This is a genomic window from Hyphomonas beringensis, from assembly GCF_000682755.1.
Classification (GTDB): Bacteria; Pseudomonadota; Alphaproteobacteria; order Caulobacterales; family Hyphomonadaceae; genus Hyphomonas; species Hyphomonas beringensis.
On record NZ_AWFF01000098.1, the window covers coordinates 22536 to 41155 of the forward strand.

Below are 18620 nucleotides of genomic sequence, written 5' to 3' on the forward strand. Positions count from 1 at the left end.
GTCTCTCCATCAGGGCAATCTAATATTGCCGGGTTCGGTGCGCCAGGCAAAGGCCTGTCGGGCCTGTTCGATATGGTCGAGTTTGGCCTGAAGGTCAGACCAGTCATCGCGCTCGGCAATCGGCGCCCAGAGAGATTCCACATCATCGACGAGCAGGCTGGCAGGATGCACTCCCTGGAAATAGGTGTGGGCAAGGCGCTCTGGCCGGGTAGGCTTGCGGGCGATAATTGCCTCGCGGACCGGTGTGAAGGCGTCTTGTCGATAGAGGTTTGCTTGCGGGGAGGCTGCCGCGCGGGGCTCGCTTTCGCGGCCGCAGAACCAGTCAAAGAAGGTTTGTGGCCAGCTGGCTTCGCTATTTGTCATCCAGGCATAGAAGGCCTGCAGGAATTCTGTATCGCTGTTGGCATCGCCAAGCGGTTCGAGGCCCAGCAGAGCGTGGGTGTGGGCGATAAAACTCTGCTGATAGGCCTGCTCATAGGGTTTGAGGCCGCCCGCGAGGGACTCGGCATCCGCCAGCGGAAGCAGAGCAGAAGCAAGCTGTTGCAGTGCCCAGCCGCCCTGAAGTGGCTGGCGACCAAAGCGGTAGAGGCCCTGCTGGTCAAAATAGGCCGCAGTGAAATTCGGATCAGAGACCGGCAGAAAACGCCAGGGGCCGAAATCGAAGGTTTCGCCGGTGATGTTGAAATTATCCGTATTCATCACGCCATGCACAAAGCCAGTCGCCATCCATTGGCCAATCATGCGCCCCGTCGCGTTGGAAATGGCGGCCAGCAGATTGACGGTCTTCTGGCTCATGTCCGGATCATCTGCTTCGGGATGGAAATAGCAGACGCAATAGTCAACAAGGCGGGCGAGGTCTTCCGTCTGTTCCAGATAGGCCAGACGCTGGAAGCTGCCAAAACGAATATGGCTGTGGGACAGGCGCGTCAGAACGGCAGAGCGCGTCGGCGAAGGCTCATCATTGCGGTGCAGGGATTCGCCGGTTTCGATGAGGGCGAAAGGTTTGGACGTGTTGACGCCGTGGGCTTCGAGATAGTTCGCGGCAAGGATTTCACGGGCACCGCCTTTGAGCGTCAGGCGGCCATCGCCCTGCCGGCTCCAGTGTGTTTGGCCGGAGCCCTTCGTGCCAAGATCCAGCCATCGCCCTTCTGTGTCCTGGATCTGCGCGAACAGAAACCCGCGGCCATCGCCCAATTGCGGATTATACACGCCGAATTGGTGGCCGTGATAACGCAGGGCCAGCGGTTGCGGCAGGTTATTAGCGAGTGGCGCAAAGCGACCGAAATGGGAAAGCTGGTCAGGTTCCTGAAGGTCTGACAGGCCTGTCTCTTCGGCCCAGCGCGCATTCCAGTATCGCAAGGTGAGGGTCGGGAAGTCCGCGGGCTCGACCGGATCGGCAATGAAGCTGGCAATATCCTGGATGGGAAGGGAATGGGTCATGCCTGACACATAGGGGCGCCATGCAAAAAGGGCGACCCTTGGGCCGCCCTTTCAGGAAGTTTGTTTGGCGTATGAGCGCCTAGTATTCGTAGGTCAGCTCCATACCGAGCATACGGCCTTTTTTCAGCGGGGAGAACGTGCCGCCAGCCGGGTAGGCCGGGTAGGAGTAGTTCACACCGGTAGACAGCGGGCCCGGGAAGGGCAGCTGTGTATCGTTACCAGCCTGAACTTCGTCCAGCATGTTCTTGCCGTAAAGGGAGGCAGACAGACCGTTGAACGGTGTTTCCCAGGTCAGGTTGAAGTCCAGCATGTCGCCTGCCTGCACCCAGCCAAAATTGCTGTCAGTGTAGGCAATGCGGTCACGGTGCTGGAAGTTCACCCCGGCAACCAGGGCGCCATTGGCACCCATGTCGATATCCTTGATCAGGCCGACACCCCAGGTGAGTTCCGGAACACGCGGCAGGTCAAGGGCCAGATCGCTCTGGCCTACAACACCGTCAGCATCCAGATCGAAGAAGACCTTGTCATAGGACGCGTCAATGATGCCGACATTGAATGTGCCGAGCAGGGTATCCGTGATCGCCCAGCGGCCATCGGTTTCAACGCCATAGATGGTTGCATCTGCGGTGTTGATGATGTTCTGGACAACGCCTGAGCTACCGGCCGTGTTGACCTCACGCTGCATGTTCTTGATGTCGGTGTAGAAGACCGAGCCATTGATCTGGATGCGGCCATCTTCGCTTTGAGACTTGAAGCCGACTTCATAGGCGTCCAGCTCTTCCTCATCAAAGCCGAGATTACCGGTTTGAGCAACAAACTGGTAGAAGATCGGAACATCGGTGATGCGGAAGTTATAGCCGCCGGAGCGGAAGCCCTTGCTCCAGGTTGCATAGGTCTGGACATAGTCGTTCCAGAAATACTGCAGGCCCAGTTTCGGCGTCCAGTTGGACCAGGTATTGCCGTCGCTGAAGCCGTTCGGCTCCTGGGCACCACCGCTGATCAGGGCGATCAGGTCATTGGTGCCGTCCGGGCTGCAAGTGCCTTGAACCACGGAGCAGGGGAAGCGCGGACGAATGAAGACGACGTCTGCATCTTTCTCCTCATCGGAGTAACGCAGACCAACCGTACCGACCAGTTTATCCGTAAGCGCATAGTCTACGTTGACAAACGCGCCCCAGACGGAGTGATCCATCTTGCCGCCGCCATAGAAGCCCCACGGAATGGAAGCCGGAAGCGCACTCGGACGCGTGGTCGGCAGGTTACGGATTTCCGTATATTCCAGCTCTTGTTCGAAATAGTACAGGCCGGTCGTCACGTCTGCCTTGCCGAAGGTGCCGGCATAGCGAAGCTCATCAGAGAATTGCTCTGCATTGAACTCTGCATCGGAGTGGAACAGCGTGAACGGCGTTGCGTCGATGTCGGCGCGGCTGGTGGTTTCCAGATCGCGATAGCCGAAGATGTTGGTGATACGGCCATTGCCGAAATCAACATCATAATCTGTGCGCAGAGATCCGAAGGTTGTCTCTGCTTCGCCAAAGCCCGGCTCGTTGATGGACATGTCGAACGTGTCACGCTCGAAATAGGAACGGTTCTGGCCGCTCGGGCCATCGCCGCGGGAGTCACTATACTCCACCTTGCCGAGGAAGGTCAGGCGTTCGGTCGGCGTGAATTCCAGGGCGCCGCGATAAGTGGCAGCCTGAAGTTCGCCGTGATTGTCACCATTATACTGGTTTTTGAAGTAACCGGCATCGGTGACATAGGACGCGCCGAGCTTGCCGTTCAGAACGCCTTCGATCAGCGGACCGGAAACATAACCCTGAACCTTGGCGGAGGCGCCGCCACGATCATCATCAATCGGGCCGTTGACGTCCACGCCCACCTTGTAGGTGAATTCATCCGTCGGGTTGCCCGTGTTGATGACAACTGCACCGCCCGTGGTGTTACGTCCGAACAGCAGGCCTTGCGGGCCACGCAGGATTTCGATGCTGTCGACATCGAACAGGTCAACCACAACCTGGCTGTTCACGCCGATATAGACGCCGTCAATGAAGACGCCGACGGCCGGGTCGATGGACGGGATGGAAGAGTTCACGCCCAGGCCGCGGATGGCGAAGTTTGCCGTGCCGCGCGCCGTGCCGACATCATCCAGAGAGACGTTCGGGGAGGAGTAGGACAGGCTTTCCAGCGTCGTGACGTTCAGCGCGTCCAGCGTGTCAGCGTTGAAGGCGGACACAGCGACGGCAACGTCCTGAACGTTTTCGACGTCTTTCTTCTTGGTGGCGGTAACAGTGACAGTGCCAAGAACGCGGTCAATGGCAGATTCGCGTTCGTTTTGGGTGTCTGTCTGTGTGTCGGCTTCCTGCGCGTGGGCCGCGCCGAGCAGAAGGACGGCAGAAGCCGTCGCAAACAGAGTTTGTTTGAGAAGCATAGCGGTTTCCTAAATTGTATTATTTATTGAGTTCCGGGAGGTATTTCGGATCCGCTCTTCTTGGCGGATTACTCCTAAAAATAGAGGCAAATATTATAGTTTCACCTATTCAAGGTGGTCTCGCGATGAATTCTTGCAGACTGTAACATTTACGCCACAACACGCCCATGTTTCGCTAGAGTTTCTACAGGTTTGCGCAGGGGTAAGCGCGGTTACACATGGGTGACAACGTTGTATACTTGTGAATAGCCAAATTTATATTGCGGCGCACAACAACTCCTGCCTTCTGAAAGGCCTTATGGCGCATATGCTGACCCTCTGATGAGTAATCACGGACGTCAAAAAGATCCGGATGCTCATGTTACGGGAGGAAAATATGAAGCGATCTATGAGACTGTGGACCAGTGCGTCTTGTGCTGCCCTGGCGCTGGTATTTCCAGCGTTTGCGCAGGAAGAGGACGGGTCTGAACTGAGGCAATCAACGGTGACCGTTACCGGGTCCCTGATTGCCGGTACGCCAGAGGATGCCGCCCTGCCGGTCGATGTGCTGACCGCCGGGGAACTGAAGCTGGAAGGCTCACCCTCGATTACGGAACTGATCCGCAATCTGGGTGTGTCATCCGGTGTGGACGGACAAACCAACCAGTTCTCCTCGAACGGACTGGAAGGGACATCCAACGTGAACCTTCGCGGCCTTGGCGCGGCGCGGACCCTGGTTCTGATCAATGGCCGGCGCCAGACCTATCACCCCTATGCCATTGGGGAGCAGGCACAGCTGTTCATCGACACGAACATGATTCCGTCCGCTGCTGTGGGCCGGATCGAGGTTCTGAAAGATGGTGCGGCAGCGATCTACGGCTCCGATGCCATTGCGGGTGTTGTGAACTTTATCACCCGGTCTGATCTGGATGGCTTCGAAATCGGCGGGGACTTTTCCCAGTTCGACGGCACGGATGGGGATTATAACCTCAATGCCGCCTACGGCCTTCAGGGTAATAACTGGAACTGGGTAACGTCGGTCGGATACAATTATCGCAATGAAGTGCCCCTGCTTGAGAAAGACTGGGGCATTCTTCCCTATGCTGAGAACCCTGTTGGCGGTTGGTCATCCCTGTCCAATCCAGGCCGCTACGTGGCGCTGGGGATTACAGGCGGCGCAATCGGAGCAATCGGCGCGCTCGATACTGAAGCGGGCTGTGACGATGTGGGCGGCTTCATAAATGCGGCAGATAACAATAGATGCTATTTCAATTTTACCCAGTATGACAATCTGGTGGAAGAAGAAGAGCGCTATCAGATCTTCTCCGAGTTTAACCGAACCTTCGAAAACGGCATGGATCTGCACCTGGAGGCCCTTTACGGCTACAGTGATGTTCCGAGCTGGAAGACCTCTCCGTCCTATCCGCCGCAGGAACTGGCCACGCAGGTCGTTCCGGCATCCAATCCGGGTTTCCAGCAATACATGATGGACAATCCGGGTGATTTCCCGGCGGGCACACTGGCGGCGCTTTATATCGGCCGTTCCTTTGGCTGGGGCGGCTTCCCGGGTACGGATTATGGTCCGCAGGAAGGCTATCGGAACTATAAGAGCTATCGTCTGGCAGGGGATGTCTCCGGTCAGTTCACGAACGGCATAAACTATGATGCCGCCCTCAGCTGGTCCACCACCGAGGGGGAGCGGAGTACGAATGATACATACATTGCCGGCTTCACGGCCGCGCTGAATGGCTATGGCGTCTGTGTAGACCCGATCACAGGGAATGATCCGGCAACGGGCACTCAGCCCTGGACGGCGGGTTATACCGGTACATTGGCAGCAGGCGCTGGCGGCTGTGAATGGTACAACCCATTCTCCAACGCCATTCCGGCTAATGGCATAACCGGCCAGGCCAATCCTACCTATGTGCCCGGTCTCGAAAATACGGCAACGCTGGCCAACTGGATGACCGATGGTGTGGGAACGGTTGTGACAACGGACCTTCTGGTGCTGGATGCATCCATCTCTGGTATGAGCGGTGTTCAGGCTTCAGGCGGAGAGATTGGCTGGGCCCTGGGTATGCAGGTTCGCCGTGAAGGTTATGAAGTTGACCCGAATGAGCTGTCTGACCTGACGGTCAATCCGGGTCCAGGCGGAACGGGTCCGTTCTCCTTCCTTGCGGGTACAACGCCTGCGGATGAAGACCAGACGATCTATGCGATCTTTGGTGAGCTCCAAGTGCCGCTCTATGACAATATCGATATGCAGGTTGCCATGCGGTATGAGGATTATGGCGGCGATGTTGGCTCTACCTTCGATCCAAAGGTCGCCGTGAAGTGGCAGGCCAATGACAATCTGGCCCTGCGCGGCTCTGCCCAGACATCGTTCCGTGGGCCGACCCTGAACCAGCTGTCAGGTCAGGTGACGACACTGCAATTTGTTGCGCCAGCGTCAGCTTTCAAAGCTATCGACCAGTTTGGCAATGCTGAGCTATCGCCGGAATCGGCGTTCAGCTTCAATCTGGGGGCTATCTACGACAACCAGAATGGCTTCACGGCCTCAGTCGATTACTATAATTTCGACTTCTCTGACCCGATTATTGTGGAAGACCAAGCTTCAATTGTGAATGCAGCTATTGCTGCGGTGACCGCTGGAGACGCAGAAGCAGGGATACTCTCTCGGATTACCTTCGAAGGTGGAGATCCCTTCGGTTTCACCACCAGACCAGGGGATAATATAGCCCGCGTACAAACTAATGTTGTCAATGGTCCGGATATACAGACTTCTGGTATCGACCTTCGGGCAGAACAGGCCTGGGACATGGGGCAGGCCGCGCTCACGGTCGGCGGCGACATGACCTATATCATCGAATATGATGTTGATGATTTTGATATCGAAGGGGTCGCCATCCCCGGCGGTGATCGTGTCGGTCAGTTCAACCGGTCCAACTTCTCCCGGTCATTGCCACAGTGGAAGGCAAACCTGTTTGCCAACTACGCCATCGGAAACCACAATTTCCGCGGTGTCATGCGCCACATCGACTCCTATGACGATGAGCGCGGCGACCTGACGGGCAATGGCACGAGCGAGATCGACAGCCAGACTACATTTGACCTGTTCTATACATGGCAGTCCGAATGGGATCTGGATATCGGCCTTTCGGTCGTGAACGTCACGGACGAAGACCCGCCCTTCGCGCAATTTGACCTGAACTATGATCCCTACACCCACAATCCGTTTGGGCGTACGTTCAAGATCAGCGTCACAAAACGTTTCGGCGGCGGACAATAACTGCCACCGGATGCAGCACTGGGGGCGGCCTTTCGGTCGCCCCCTTTTTTATGTTTTGGGGTCAGACGGCTCCGAGCGCGGTGCCAGCGACATGGCCGGCATCGCGGATGGCAATGCGCACGGCATCAGACAGGGCGGTCATGTTCATGAAGCCATGCACCATGCCGGGATGTTCCCGCACGCTGACCGGCACGCCAAAGCTCGCCATCTTGTCGGCATAGGCCAGGCCCTCATCCTTCAGCGGGTCCCAGCCGCACAGAACGAAATGTGCAGGGGGCAGGCCCTTGAAGGCGTCGGGGGAGGCAAAGAGGGGAGAGACGCGAGGGTCCATCCGCTCGGCTTCCTCGCCGATATAGGCATCGCGGAAATATTCGAACAGGTTCGCAGAGATGAAGAACCCACCCTCCTGGAAGCTCATCTTCTTGGTGCGGATGTCCACGAATTGTACCAGCGGGTAGAGCAGCAGCTGGAAGGCCGGGGAGAAACCATCGGTCCGGGTCATTTCCTGCGCAAGAAAGGCAGAAAGATTTCCGCCTGCACTGTCACCGCTGACCGCCAGCCGCTCCGGGTCCACCCCGCATCTGTCGCCATGTGTCGTGATCCAGTTCCATGCAGTCAGCGCATCATCATGCGCCGCCGGGAATTTGTGCTCCGGCGCGAGGCGATAGTCCACCGCAATCACGCGGCAGCGCGAGCCCTCGGCCAGACGACGGCAGATCATGTCATGGCTGTCGAGATCGCCCAGAACAAAGCCACCGCCATGGAAGAACACAATGCCCGGGCCCGGCGGAATGCCAGCGCCAAGAGGCGTATAGAGCCGCGCGCGCATCGTGCCGGAAGGGCTTGGGATGCTGAGATGGGAGATATCGGCCATTTCGGGCGCGTCACGCTCAATCGCACGGCTGGCCAGGTAGAATTGCAGACGCAGCTTGTCGACGGACCCCTTCCAGTCAACGGAAGAGAAGTCCGGCATTTGGAACTTGTCCATGAACTGGCGGAAGGACTGGTCGAGATTCATGCTGCCTTAGATGGACCCGAATTCCGGCCTTGTGAAGACGGCATTACGCCTCTCTTACGGCAGGCTGTGAAGGCATGTCAGAAATGGCAGAGAAAGCGCTGGCAAAGGCAAGCGTCGGGATCACGCCATAGGGACAAAACTTCAGGCTTCGGCGGAGACAGCGTCCACGACCATGCTGAGCGCAGTTTTCATGCGGTCTTCTTCCAGCGCCTCAGCCATCACACGGATCAGCGGTTCGGTGCCCGATTTGCGCACCACCATGCGCCCGCGCTGGCCGAGATAGGTCTCGGCCTCCTGAAGGGCGTCGCGCACGCGCTCGGTGTCCATGGGGTTTGTGCCGGTGAAGCGGATATTGACCAATTCCTGGGGGGCCGGATCAAATACATGGGTCAGTTTTGAGACGGGTTTGCCGCTCTGCGACACGGTCTTGAGAACCTGAAGCGCGGCCAGCAGGCCATCGCCGGTTGTGGAGACATCCGACAGAATGATGTGTCCGGATTGTTCACCGCCCAAATTGAAGCCGTGTTGGCGCATATGTTCGCCGACATAGCGGTCGCCCACTTTTGTGCGGGCAAGCTTTAGGCCCTGAGTCTTGAGGTATTCCCCGAGGCCCATATTGGACATCACCGTGGCGACCATGCCACCCCCTTTCAGGCGACCTTCGCGGTGAAGCTCCGTCGCAATCAGGGCCATGATCTGGTCGCCATCGACTTCTTCCCCGGTCTCATCGACAACGATCAGACGGTCGGCATCCCCGTCAAAGGCGATGCCGATATGAGCTTCTGTTTCCAGAACGGCGGTTTTTAGTGCGCCGGTTGATGTGGAGCCGAAACCGGAATTGATATTCAGGCCGTCCGGCGCGTTGCCAATGACGGTGAGGTCTGCGCCCAGCTTGCGGAAGGCTTCGGGGCCAACTTCGAAGGCAGCGCCATGTGCACAATCAAGCACAATTCTGAGGCCTGAAAAGTCGAGGCCCTCACCCAGCGTTTCCAGGCAGCGATTGGCGTAAAAGCTGGCGGCGCCCGTCATGCGGGAGGTTTCACCGATGGCCTCTGGCGCAGCATAGTCTCCGGTAAAGGCCTCGGCCATGGCGACTTCCAGTTCGGCCTCTACCTTGTCCGTGAATTTGATGCCTGCGGGGCTGAACAGTTTCAGGCCATTGTCTTGGAACTTATTGTGTGAGGCTGACACCATGATGCCGAGGGCGGCGCCCGTTTCGCGCGCCATCAGAGCGACGGCAGGGGTCGGCACGACACCCAGCAGAACAGGGCGCAGGCCCATACTGGTGAGGCCCGCGACGAGCGCGGCTTCGATCATCTCTCCCGAACGGCGCGTATCCCGACCGATGACCACGCCGCGTCCACCTTCGGGAGAAAAGGTCCGGGCAGCGGCTATGGCAAGACGCAAGGCGGTCTCGGTGGTCATCGGGCTTTTGTTCACCCGGCCACGAATGCCGTCAGTTCCGAAATATCTCTGTGTCATTCCACTCTCCAGAAAAGGATACCGGAAATCTATCGGTAAAGCGAAGCACGGATCAAACCGGGGTCACATCTCCGTACACAATGAAGTGCGGATTATCGTAGCCACGTTCTTTCTTGCCATAAAGTAAAGGCGTGTTGTCCTCGGTCAGAACGCGGCCACCTGCGGCTTCGACCACGGCGTGACCGGCGGCGGTATCCCATTCCATTGTGCGACCCATGCGAGGATAGAGATCGGCTTCACCTGCGGCGATGAGGCAGAATTTCAGGGAAGAGCCCGCGCCCTTTATGTCGGCCACATTATGTTTGCCCAGCCATTCATCGGTTTCAGCTGAACGGTGGGATTTCGAAGCAACGGCAGTGACGCCTTCGGCTGGGGCCGGGCGGATTTTCAGCGATGTGCGTTCGGTCGGGACCTCTGCGCCGGGTGCCGCGGAGGCTTGCCAGGCGCTATTATGGCTTTCGGCCACGAACAGGCGGTCTTTTGCAGGCGCATAAACGACGCCCATGACGGGTCGGCCATGTTCAATGATGGCTATATTCACCGTGAACTCGCCATTCTTGTTGACGAACTCCTTGGTGCCGTCCAGCGGATCGACCAGGGCAAAGCGGTGGCCATGTTCCGGCACCTTGCCGTCAGAGAAGGATTCCTCTGCCACAACCGGGAGGTCTGGCTCTGCTTCGGCCAATCCCTTGAGAATTAGGGTTTCTGCACGCTGGTCTGCTTCGGTGACGGGAGAGGCATCATCCTTCCGGTCGACGCTGAAGTCACTCTCATAGACATCCATGATGAGTCGGCCAGCATCTAGAGCGATGCGGGCGAGCTGGTCAGGTGAGATCGTCAAATTGGTCATATCCTTGATTGTATGCCGGTCTTTCCTGTCAGGCCGGGTGGCGCGAAGCAAGTCTGTAGCGCCGTCACGGAGTGAAACGCCTCTCTGCGAGGCGATTTACCTTCGTGAGATGAGTGGAGTGGGAACGTGAATTCACGCTGGTACATGGTGTCGCTTGGAGGTGCCGCCGCGCGGGCCGTGATCACCGCGACCGCCAACCAGCAACAGTCCTGCTTCCAGTCCTCCGTCCGCCTGCCCATCTTCTTCCGGGCAGACGTGGAATACAGCTGAGCGCGCTAGTTCTTCAGTACGTCCAGCAGTTCGACTTCGAACATCAGGTCGGCATTGGGCGGGATCGGGCCGCCGGGCGTACCCTTTTCGCCATAGGCAATGTCAGACGGGATATACAACAGCCAATGGTCGCCCGGCTTCATCATGGACAGGGCTTCGACCCAGCCACGGATGAGGCGATCTGACGGGAAAAGTTCTGGCTGGCCGCGCTCGAATGCGCTGTCGAACATTTCGCCCGTTTCGGCCAGGCGGCCTTCATAATAGACGGCGACCATTTCGCCATTCTTCGGGCTTTCGCCAGCCGGGTCGCCACTTTCCAACACGACATATTGCAAGCCGGAGTCGGTTTTCTTCACTTCCGGAAGATCCGGGTTCCAGGGCGTATACTTTTCCCAGGCTGCGGCATCGGCGGATTTCGGCTCCATGATGTCGACCAGTTCGACCTGGAAGACGAGATCGTCGCCTGCCTTGATGACCGGACCGCGATCCTGCTTGCCATAGGCCAGAGCGTTCGGAACGTAGAACAGGAAGACATCGCCTTCGTGCATCTGCTGCAGGCCCTGCGTCCAGCCGGGGATGACCTGGTTGAGGCGGAACATGGCGGGGGAACCGCGATCATAGGAGGAGTCGAATTTCTCTCCGTCGGCCGTGCGGCCTTCATAATTCACGCGCACCAGATCTGTCGGCGCGGGTGTGGTGTCCCCATCGCCCTTGTGCAGCACGATATATTGCAGGCCGCCATAGCCTTCCTGGACATCTGCATTGTCTGCGTCCCAGGGCAGGTATTTCTCGAAGGTTGCGTCTACATCTGCCGGGGCCTTGTCTCCGCTGCAGGCGGCGAGCATGGCGATGGCAGCAAAGGCTGCAGTGAAGATCCGGATCATTCTCGGCTCCGTCTTGTCTGAGGGTTCAGCGGGTCTAGGCGTTAATCACCATGAAGTCACGCTACAGGCCAGGCCTTAAAGGGACCGCGGCGGATAGCCGGCCTGTGCCAGGGCATCGATTACTTCCTGTGTGTGCTGACTGTCGCGTGTTTCGATCAGAATATCGAATTCCGCGCCTTTGGCCGGCACGTCGAGGGCAATACGGTTGTGCGCAACTTCCATGATGTTCGCGCCCGCGTCGCCGATGATTTTGGAGACCAGCGCCAGCAGGCCCGGCCGGTCGTCCCCGATGATGCGGATAGAGGCGAGGCGGTTTTCCCGCACCATGGCGCGTGTAAGAACAGAGGACAGCAGGCGTGTATCAATGTTGCCGCCGCACAGGACGAGGCCGACCTTGCGGCCATAGAAGCGCGACGGGTGCGCCAGCAGTGCGGCAAGCCCAGCAGCGCCAGCGCCCTCGGCAATGGTCTTTTCGACTTCGGCATAGAGCGTGATCGCGCGTTCGAGGTGTTCCTCCTCGACCAGCACGATGTCATCGACCAGCTTCTCGCAGAATTGACGTGTCAGCAGGCCGGCTTCCTTGACGGCGATGCCTTCCGCGATGGTGGCGCCGCCGGTCTTGGGGCTCTTGCCATTCAGCGCGGCATGCATGCACGGATACATCGCCGACTCGACGCCGATGATCTTGATGTCCGGCTTCAGTGCCTTGGCCGCAACAGCAATGCCGCTGATCAGGCCGCCGCCGCCGATCGGCACAACCAGCGTGTCGAGGTCGGGATTGGCCGCAAGCATCTCAAGCGCAACCGTGCCCTGTCCGGCGATGATGTCTTCATCATCAAAGGGGTGAATAAAGGTGAGGTTCTCGCGCTCTCCCAGATCGAGGGCAAATTGCTTGGCCTCGTCAAAGACCATGCCTTCCAGCAGAACACGGGCGCCATGATTGCGGGTGTGTTCCACCTTGCTGAAAGGGGTTGTCTTGGCCATCACAATGGTGGCCGGGATGCCAAGGCGGCGGGCATGATAAGCGACGCCCTGCGAATGGTTTCCAGCAGAGGCCGCGATCACACCGCGCTTCTTCTGCTCATCCGTCAGCTTTGACAGCTTGTTCAGCGCGCCACGCTCCTTGAAGGCGGCCGTAAACTGGTGGTTTTCGAACTTCACCCAGACTTCCGAGCCGGTAATCGCCGACAGCGTCCGAGACATGGTCATCGGGGTATGCACAATCTGCCCTTCGAGCACGCTCGCGGCGGCTTCGACATCGCTTAGGGTTACGGGCAGATCGGAATGCTGTGTATCTGGCATGGGTGAAACTTCCGGGGGGTCAAAATCGCGCGCACCCTATGCCCGGCGCCCTGTCAGGGCAAGGTTTGAACTACTGCGCCGGTTCCAGGCTGGCGATCCATTCATTCACAACGGCCAGGCCGCGTTCATCCACAACGCTGCGGCCGAGTTCCGGCATGGCGATACCGGCTTCATCAGAGGCCATGCGGAAGGTGAGGATGGAGGTTTCAGGATGGCCCGGGTCAATGACGATGCGGCGGCCTCCGGAGCCGCGTCCGGCGGCTGTTGGGTGCTTGCCGACGCCATAGGTGACAGGGGTCTTCTCGTTCCAGTCCAGGAACAGGCCGGAATTGGACGCAGACCCATCCGCCTTGTGGCAGTGTGCGCAATTGATATCGAGATAGGCGCGGGCGCGGCCTTCAACCGGCAGGCTGACATCCCAGGCATCCGGCACCGCAGGCGGATGGGCCGGAATGCCGTCCAGAATGCCGCGCGTCTGCCAGTCGATCAGTTGGTTCAATCCGGCCGGGCCGTCATGGTTCAGATTGCGCGCCTTTGGCCCGATGGGCAGAACGGCGTCGCCGCTCTGATGGCAGGTCTTGCACTGGTTTTTGTTGGGCACGGCATAGCGAATTGTCAGCGGGTCGCCGCCCGGATCCGTAAAGCTGATATCGACCATCTTGCCTGCGGGGGCATAGACAGCATCCGTGCCAGCTTCATTCCAGACATAGGGAAAGGCGGCCCAGCCATTTTCCTTATGGATCAGCAGGCGGGTCTCGACCTTGTAACGGTCTGTATCAGGCGCGCGTAGATCCGGTGCGAAAGAGAAGGTTTTCACCAGCACCGTACCGACCGGGAAGTCCAGCGCGTCGGTCTGGGAATATTTGGCCTTCTGACCTTCCGGCACGAACACATAGCGGGTCTTGAGCGCGTGATCCGAGAAGAGTGGGTTGATCAGGTCATACGGTACGACGCCCGCTGCAGGTTTTGCTGCGCCGAGGTCTGTGAAGAGGCCATAGTCTGAGAGTTTCGGTGCCGCGCTGCCATCCAGGATGACTTCAAGATCTGGGCCTTCCGAGCCGTCCGACCGCGCGCCACAGGCTGCCAGCAGCATGCAGGTTGCAAGGGCAAGGCGACGTAACATGGCGCGGGGCTATTTCTTGTCCTGCGGAAGCACCACAGGCGCAGGTTCATCCACAGGATCAGATTTCGGACGTGTGGTGGACGGAGCCACTTGCATCGGATCGACAGGATAGCGCCCGATACCAAGATCCAGATATCCGATGGACTCCTCCTCTGCGATCACCAGATTTGGCTTTTCGGAATGGGTTGTCCAGCTCGTGACGCCATCGGTAACAATCGGGGGAAGGGTGCCGCCCACCGCCATGGCGAGAGGTTGCAGTATGCCCTGGGGATTATGTCCGCCGCCCGAATAGCTGTTGTCACGCACGACAATATCGCGCGGTAGCGGATTGTAACGGTCATCCTTGATCTCTTCCGGATAAGCGACCAGCAGCACATGGGCGCTGCGATTGTCTGTAAATGTGTTTTCAAACACGTGGACATTGCTGTTGGCCATGACCATCAGGCCTGTGCCGGAGGGAACGCCAGCCACGATATTGCCTGCAGGGGCGAAGTTTCGCGTATTGTTGGTGACAATCTGATTGTCATAAATCCGCGTTGAGTGGCCGCCGACCTTTGGCAGGTCCGGCAAATCAAACACCAGGATGCCACCGGCATTGTGGCGTGCAACATTGCCATAGACATCTGCGGCGGTGGAGTTTTCGATCTCGATGCCGGCCACATTGTATTCGGCAACGGAATTTCGCACGATGATATTATTCGACTGGCCGACATAGATGCCGGCATCAGAGGCGCCGCGAACGGTGACATTCTCAATCAGCACATCATCAGACTCGACCGGATAGACGCCATAGGCGCCATTCTTTTCGTCGGGGCCATCGGTCCACTCCACTGTTAGGTAGCGATAGATGATCCTGTCGGCGCCTTTGGATTTGATCCCGTCGCCCTTGGTGTTGTGAATGGCGAAATCGGTCAGGATGACGTCATCCGCTGTGACGAGCAGGCCTTCGCCCGCGCCAGCCTGGTTTTTGAAGTCAAGAATCGTCTTGTCTTGCCCGGCCCCCACAAGAGAGACTTTGTCCACATCCAGGGATAATCCTGTTTCGAGGGAGAAGACGCCTTCCGGGATCCGGATTGTTGTGCCGGGCTGGGCCTCAATCAGGGCTGTCTGCAGGTTTGTCGCGAAATCTCCATCGGCAGAGATTTCAATGTCGCTATCTGCCTGCGCCGAATGCATCGTTTTGGGATCATCACTTTTGCCGCAGGCCGCAAGCGCAGCAAAGCCTATGCAGAAAGTGGAAAAAACAAAAAATCTCATGCCCGAACTCTCCCCCTGACGATAATCTCAGTTTTCATGCAAGGGGAGAGAAAGGCAAGAAGTTGTTTTCGGCAAATGTGCTAGTGCACGCTGAGAGGTTTGAGGTCGTGTGCACGGGCCGCTGCAAAAGCGGCTTCACGACCCTGAACCACTGCCAGCCTGACGCCATCAGCGGAGGCGACCACAAAAAGGTCTTCTGGCTCTTCGATCTTTTCGATCGCATTGGCGGGCATGAGGCCCTGAATTTCGCCGGCATCCATATGACGGATGTAGACGAAGGCTTCGCTTTCAAACGGATTCGTTTTCAGTTCAGTTGTCATCGGTCCAATCCTTTCCGTCGTGAGACAGATACGCCGAACTCGGGAACGCCAATGTCCCTTCTGTTCACTATAAAGGTGGGGCATTCCTGGGTCTGTTCAAGAAGCGGATTGGGGCCTTATCGGGGCAGCAGCATTCAGGTCAGGTTCACAGAACCGATCAGCGCCCAGCCAGAACAGGTGTATTTAAGGGGATGGGTGATCCTCCCGGGGAGTGGAGGAAAATGGTGGAGCCAGACGGAATCGAACCGACGACCTCTTGCATGCCATGCAAGCGCTCTCCCAACTGAGCTATGGCCCCGAACCGGGAAGCGAGGGATTACCTCCCTCGCTCGCACGTTTCAAGTCTAATCTTCATCTTCTTCATCAATTGCGAGATCATCATCGTCATCATCATCGTCATCGATGTCGAAATCATCGTCGTCGTCGGTGAGAATGACATCGTCGTCGTCGTCATCCACGCCGTCTTCAGTGAAGCCAGCCGGCACTTTGGCAGGCGTTTCGTCTTCCTCGTCATCATCCGCGCCGCCTTCGAGGATCACTTCCTCTTCGTCGCCGCCGAGTTCCTTGGCTTCTTCTTCGTCGTCTTCATCTTCGTCGTCATCGACATCATCATCGCCGCGTGTGGCGGTATCGACTTCGTCTTCATCATCATCGTCATCATCATCTTCGGATTTGACGGCGGCCTTTGCGGCCTTTGCCTTCACCTTGGTGATGGTGGTGCGGATAACTTCGTCTTCCGGATCAAACTCCTCGCCGCATTTGGGGCAGACGCATGGGCGTTTGTTCAGGTCGTAAAAGCGTGCCTCGCAGGACGGGCAGACTTGCTTGGTTCCAAGTTTGTCTTTGGACACGGGCGACAGCCTCCTTGGGGGTCTTCGCGGAAATTGTATGGGCGGGCGCTTGCCATGAACGCCGCACGCTGTCAAAGCCCCAATTCACGTGATCAATCAACTAGGAATTTTCCGGAAATGGTGTGGACCAGTCGTCCTGTCAAAACCCTGAAGGGAGCGATCCGTGCCCCCGGGGACAAATCATGCAGTCACAGAGCCCTTATCATGGGCGGATTGGCAGAGGGCACCAGCCAGTTCAGCGGCCTTCTGGAAGGCGAGGATGTGCTGCGCACGGGATGGGCCATGGAAGCCCTGGGCGCAGATGTGAAACAGCTGGGCGGCGGCAAATGGCAGGTGACCGGTGTGGGCCGGAAGGGCCTGTCTCAGCCGGACAAGGTGCTTGATTTCGGAAATTCCGGAACGGGCTCGCGCCTTATCATGGGCGTGGTGGCCGGCTATCCCATCGCAGTGGAAATGACGGGGGATGCAAGCCTCAGATCGCGCCCGATGAAGCGTATCCTGACGCCGCTGCGCCTGATGCGCGCGCTGGATACGTCCGGGCCGGACGGGCAGCTGCCATTTTCTATCGTCGGTACGGATGACCTGAAAGCCATTACCTATTCGCCGCCCCATGCCTCTGCGCAAATCAAGTCTGCTGTCATGCTGGCGGGATTGTCGGCAGATGGCACAACCATTGTGGAAGAGGCGAAACCCACGCGCGACCATACGGAGCGGATGCTGCGGGGGTTTGGCGCGACGGTGGATGTCACGCCTCAGCCAGGCGGCGGCATGCGGATTGCGGTTGAAGGAGGTCAGGCGCTGAGCGCCATCGAGGCCGCCATTCCGGGCGACCCGTCCTCAGCAGCCTTCCTGATTGCAGCGGGCATTCTGTCACCCGAAGGCGATGTCGTAGTCGAGGGTGTTATGTCTAATCCGACACGGTCCGGCTTTTTTGATGTGGCAAATCTGATGGGCGCACACCTTGGCGCCGAGGAAGCCGGCGATGCGGCGGGCGAGCGCCTGATCAATCTGCATGCCGGGGCCGCTGCGCTGAAGGGCAAGGCTGTGCCGGAACGCCTTGTGCCGTCCATGATTGATGAATTTCCGATACTTGCCGTCCTCGCCGCCTTTGCGGAAGGCGACACGATCGTGACCGGCGCGGAAGAATTACGCGTCAAGGAATCTGACCGCATCGGCGCGACGGTTGCCATGCTGCGCGCAAATGGTGTGGAGGCCGAAGAGCGCCCGGACGGCTTTGCCGTACAGGGCTGCGCCGGCAAGGTGCCGGGCGGCGGCCTCGTCGAGACCCATCACGACCACCGCATCGCCATGAGCGCCCTCATCATGGGCACCGCGGCACAGAACCCTGTGCGGGTCGACGACATCTCCATGATCGATACATCGTATCCGGACTTCCTGAGCCATATGGCGGAGTTGGGCGCGGATATTTCGGAGACATAGACGATCATTACTCAAATCAACGAAGAACTCGACAATATTTGGTCTGAGCTAGCACGCTCAGAACCGAACATCCTCGTTCCCAAATACTTCGAGCCGTTGAATAAAAAAACCATCACTTTCGTCGGCTTCAACCCCTCCTTTGTTGAGGGTAGAACAGCCAAATTCTTCCGAAGTAAAGGCGTCGATTTCAACTCAATTCGCGAACATTATTTATGGAAAAATCGAAACGCGTTCGCGCATGAAGTTGATGACGATTTTAGCTTTGAGTCCCGCAATGAATACGATTTTTTTGCTCAGCACAGAGAAATGGCAAGTTTTCTAAGCTATAAAAACTGGGACCACATCGATCTTTTCCAATTCAGAGAAACAAGCCAAAAACGGGGTTTGGATCTTTTAGCTAGGAATGACGGTTTTCGGTCTGTCCAATTGGACATGTTTGAACGCGTTCTCGAAATTGCTTCCCCAAAATTGATTGTCGTCGTCAACGCCAAGGCCAGTAAAATCTTGAAAGACCGTTGGCAGATGGGGGCGATTAACGCCGCTTCGGGGTGCCACTTCCACAAGGTTTCAAACCGCCCCGTCCCTGTTTTTTTCTCCGGAATGCTCACAGGTCGGAGGGCGCTAGACGTTCATTCTCGGGAACGGCTCTTTTGGCATGTACGCCTGGTTTCACAGTCAATACAATAA

Annotated in this window: 15 protein-coding genes and 1 tRNA gene; 4 read left to right on the plus strand and 12 right to left on the minus strand. The window is 57.9% G+C overall.

Features of this window, described 5'->3' with window-relative positions; translation table 11 throughout:
• Positions 1-9: 9 nt before the first annotated feature.
• Complete coding sequence (locus HY29_RS16960) at positions 10-1440, minus strand: protein adenylyltransferase SelO family protein (protein ID WP_051601721.1); 1431 nt, start codon at positions 1438-1440, stop codon at positions 10-12.
• 79 nt (positions 1441-1519) lie between these two features.
• Positions 1520-3868 (minus strand): TonB-dependent receptor, encoded by a 2349-nt coding sequence (locus HY29_RS16965; RefSeq protein WP_034799315.1) that lies wholly within the window; start codon positions 3866-3868, stop codon positions 1520-1522.
• Positions 3869-4244: 376 nt separating this feature from the next.
• Between HY29_RS16965 and HY29_RS16970 the strand changes: the two genes are divergently transcribed.
• Complete coding sequence (locus tag HY29_RS16970) at positions 4245-7136, plus strand: TonB-dependent receptor domain-containing protein (protein WP_034799566.1); 2892 nt, start codon at positions 4245-4247, stop codon at positions 7134-7136.
• Positions 7137-7197: 61 nt separating this feature from the next.
• Here HY29_RS16970 and HY29_RS16975 read toward each other — a convergent pair whose 3' ends face one another.
• The 3 genes from HY29_RS16975 to cysQ form a co-directional block, all read right to left on the minus strand.
• Complete coding sequence (locus HY29_RS16975) at positions 7198-8154, minus strand: alpha/beta hydrolase (protein ID WP_034799318.1); 957 nt, start codon at positions 8152-8154, stop codon at positions 7198-7200.
• 141 nt (positions 8155-8295) lie between these two features.
• Positions 8296-9636: a phosphoglucosamine mutase gene (gene glmM / locus HY29_RS16980; protein WP_034799320.1), complete on the minus strand. Its 1341-nt coding sequence runs from the start codon at positions 9634-9636 to the stop codon at positions 8296-8298.
• Positions 9637-9688: 52 nt separating this feature from the next.
• Positions 9689-10486: a 3'(2'),5'-bisphosphate nucleotidase CysQ gene (cysQ, locus tag HY29_RS16985; protein ID WP_034799322.1), complete on the minus strand. Its 798-nt coding sequence runs from the start codon at positions 10484-10486 to the stop codon at positions 9689-9691.
• Between the two features lie 126 nt (positions 10487-10612).
• On the opposite strand from cysQ, the gene HY29_RS19285 reads away from it, so the two are divergent.
• On the plus strand, positions 10613-10756 hold the full coding sequence (locus HY29_RS19285) for a hypothetical protein (protein WP_155838403.1): 144 nt from the start codon (positions 10613-10615) through the stop codon (positions 10754-10756).
• Between the two features lie 5 nt (positions 10757-10761).
• Here the strand turns inward: HY29_RS19285 and HY29_RS16990 are convergent, their stop codons facing one another.
• From HY29_RS16990 to HY29_RS17020, 7 genes are all read right to left on the minus strand, one after another.
• Positions 10762-11640, minus strand: a complete 879-nt coding sequence (locus tag HY29_RS16990; RefSeq protein WP_051601723.1) for an FKBP-type peptidyl-prolyl cis-trans isomerase — start codon at positions 11638-11640, stop codon at positions 10762-10764.
• Between the two features lie 75 nt (positions 11641-11715).
• Positions 11716-12942, minus strand: coding sequence for a threonine ammonia-lyase (locus HY29_RS16995; RefSeq protein WP_155838404.1), 1227 nt, complete (start codon positions 12940-12942; stop codon positions 11716-11718).
• A 70-nt stretch (positions 12943-13012) separates the two neighbouring features.
• A complete protein-coding gene (locus tag HY29_RS17000) occupies positions 13013-14065 on the minus strand; it encodes an SO2930 family diheme c-type cytochrome (protein WP_034799324.1) in 1053 nt (350 codons plus the stop codon).
• Between the two features lie 9 nt (positions 14066-14074).
• The gene (locus HY29_RS17005) at positions 14075-15322 is read right to left on the minus strand and encodes a parallel beta-helix domain-containing protein (protein ID WP_034799325.1); all 1248 of its coding nucleotides are present in this window, start codon (positions 15320-15322) and stop codon (positions 14075-14077) included.
• Between the two features lie 80 nt (positions 15323-15402).
• A complete protein-coding gene (locus HY29_RS17010) occupies positions 15403-15642 on the minus strand; it encodes a DUF1150 family protein (RefSeq protein ID WP_034799327.1) in 240 nt (79 codons plus the stop codon).
• 222 nt (positions 15643-15864) lie between these two features.
• Positions 15865-15940: transfer RNA gene (locus HY29_RS17015), tRNA-Ala, on the minus strand.
• Between the two features lie 46 nt (positions 15941-15986).
• Positions 15987-16493: a TIGR02300 family protein gene (locus HY29_RS17020; protein WP_034799329.1), complete on the minus strand. Its 507-nt coding sequence runs from the start codon at positions 16491-16493 to the stop codon at positions 15987-15989.
• A 117-nt stretch (positions 16494-16610) separates the two neighbouring features.
• On the opposite strand from HY29_RS17020, the gene aroA reads away from it, so the two are divergent.
• Positions 16611-17933, plus strand: coding sequence for a 3-phosphoshikimate 1-carboxyvinyltransferase (gene aroA / locus HY29_RS17025; RefSeq protein WP_034799331.1), 1323 nt, complete (start codon positions 16611-16613; stop codon positions 17931-17933).
• Positions 17934-18029: 96 nt separating this feature from the next.
• Positions 18030-18620 carry a hypothetical protein gene (locus HY29_RS18700; protein WP_051601725.1) on the plus strand — a complete coding sequence of 197 codons (591 nt, stop codon included), beginning with the start codon at positions 18030-18032 and terminating at the stop codon, positions 18618-18620.

Coding starts and splice junctions, on each gene's coding strand:
- HY29_RS16960 (WP_051601721.1), bottom strand. CDS start 1,440: ATGACCCATTCCCTTCCCATCCAGGATATTGCCAGCTTCATTGCCGAT.
- HY29_RS16995 (WP_155838404.1), bottom strand. CDS start 12,942: ATGCCAGATACACAGCATTCCGATCTGCCCGTAACCCTAAGCGATGTC.
- HY29_RS16970 (WP_034799566.1), top strand. CDS start 4,245: ATGAAGCGATCTATGAGACTGTGGACCAGTGCGTCTTGTGCTGCCCTG.
- HY29_RS16990 (WP_051601723.1), bottom strand. CDS start 11,640: ATGATCCGGATCTTCACTGCAGCCTTTGCTGCCATCGCCATGCTCGCC.
- cysQ (WP_034799322.1), bottom strand. CDS start 10,486: ATGACCAATTTGACGATCTCACCTGACCAGCTCGCCCGCATCGCTCTA.
- aroA (WP_034799331.1), top strand. CDS start 16,611: ATGGTGTGGACCAGTCGTCCTGTCAAAACCCTGAAGGGAGCGATCCGT.
- glmM (WP_034799320.1), bottom strand. CDS start 9,636: ATGACACAGAGATATTTCGGAACTGACGGCATTCGTGGCCGGGTGAAC.
- HY29_RS17005 (WP_034799325.1), bottom strand. CDS start 15,322: ATGAGATTTTTTGTTTTTTCCACTTTCTGCATAGGCTTTGCTGCGCTT.
- HY29_RS16965 (WP_034799315.1), bottom strand. CDS start 3,868: ATGCTTCTCAAACAAACTCTGTTTGCGACGGCTTCTGCCGTCCTTCTG.
- HY29_RS17010 (WP_034799327.1), bottom strand. CDS start 15,642: ATGACAACTGAACTGAAAACGAATCCGTTTGAAAGCGAAGCCTTCGTC.
- HY29_RS16975 (WP_034799318.1), bottom strand. CDS start 8,154: ATGAATCTCGACCAGTCCTTCCGCCAGTTCATGGACAAGTTCCAAATG.
- HY29_RS17000 (WP_034799324.1), bottom strand. CDS start 14,065: ATGTTACGTCGCCTTGCCCTTGCAACCTGCATGCTGCTGGCAGCCTGT.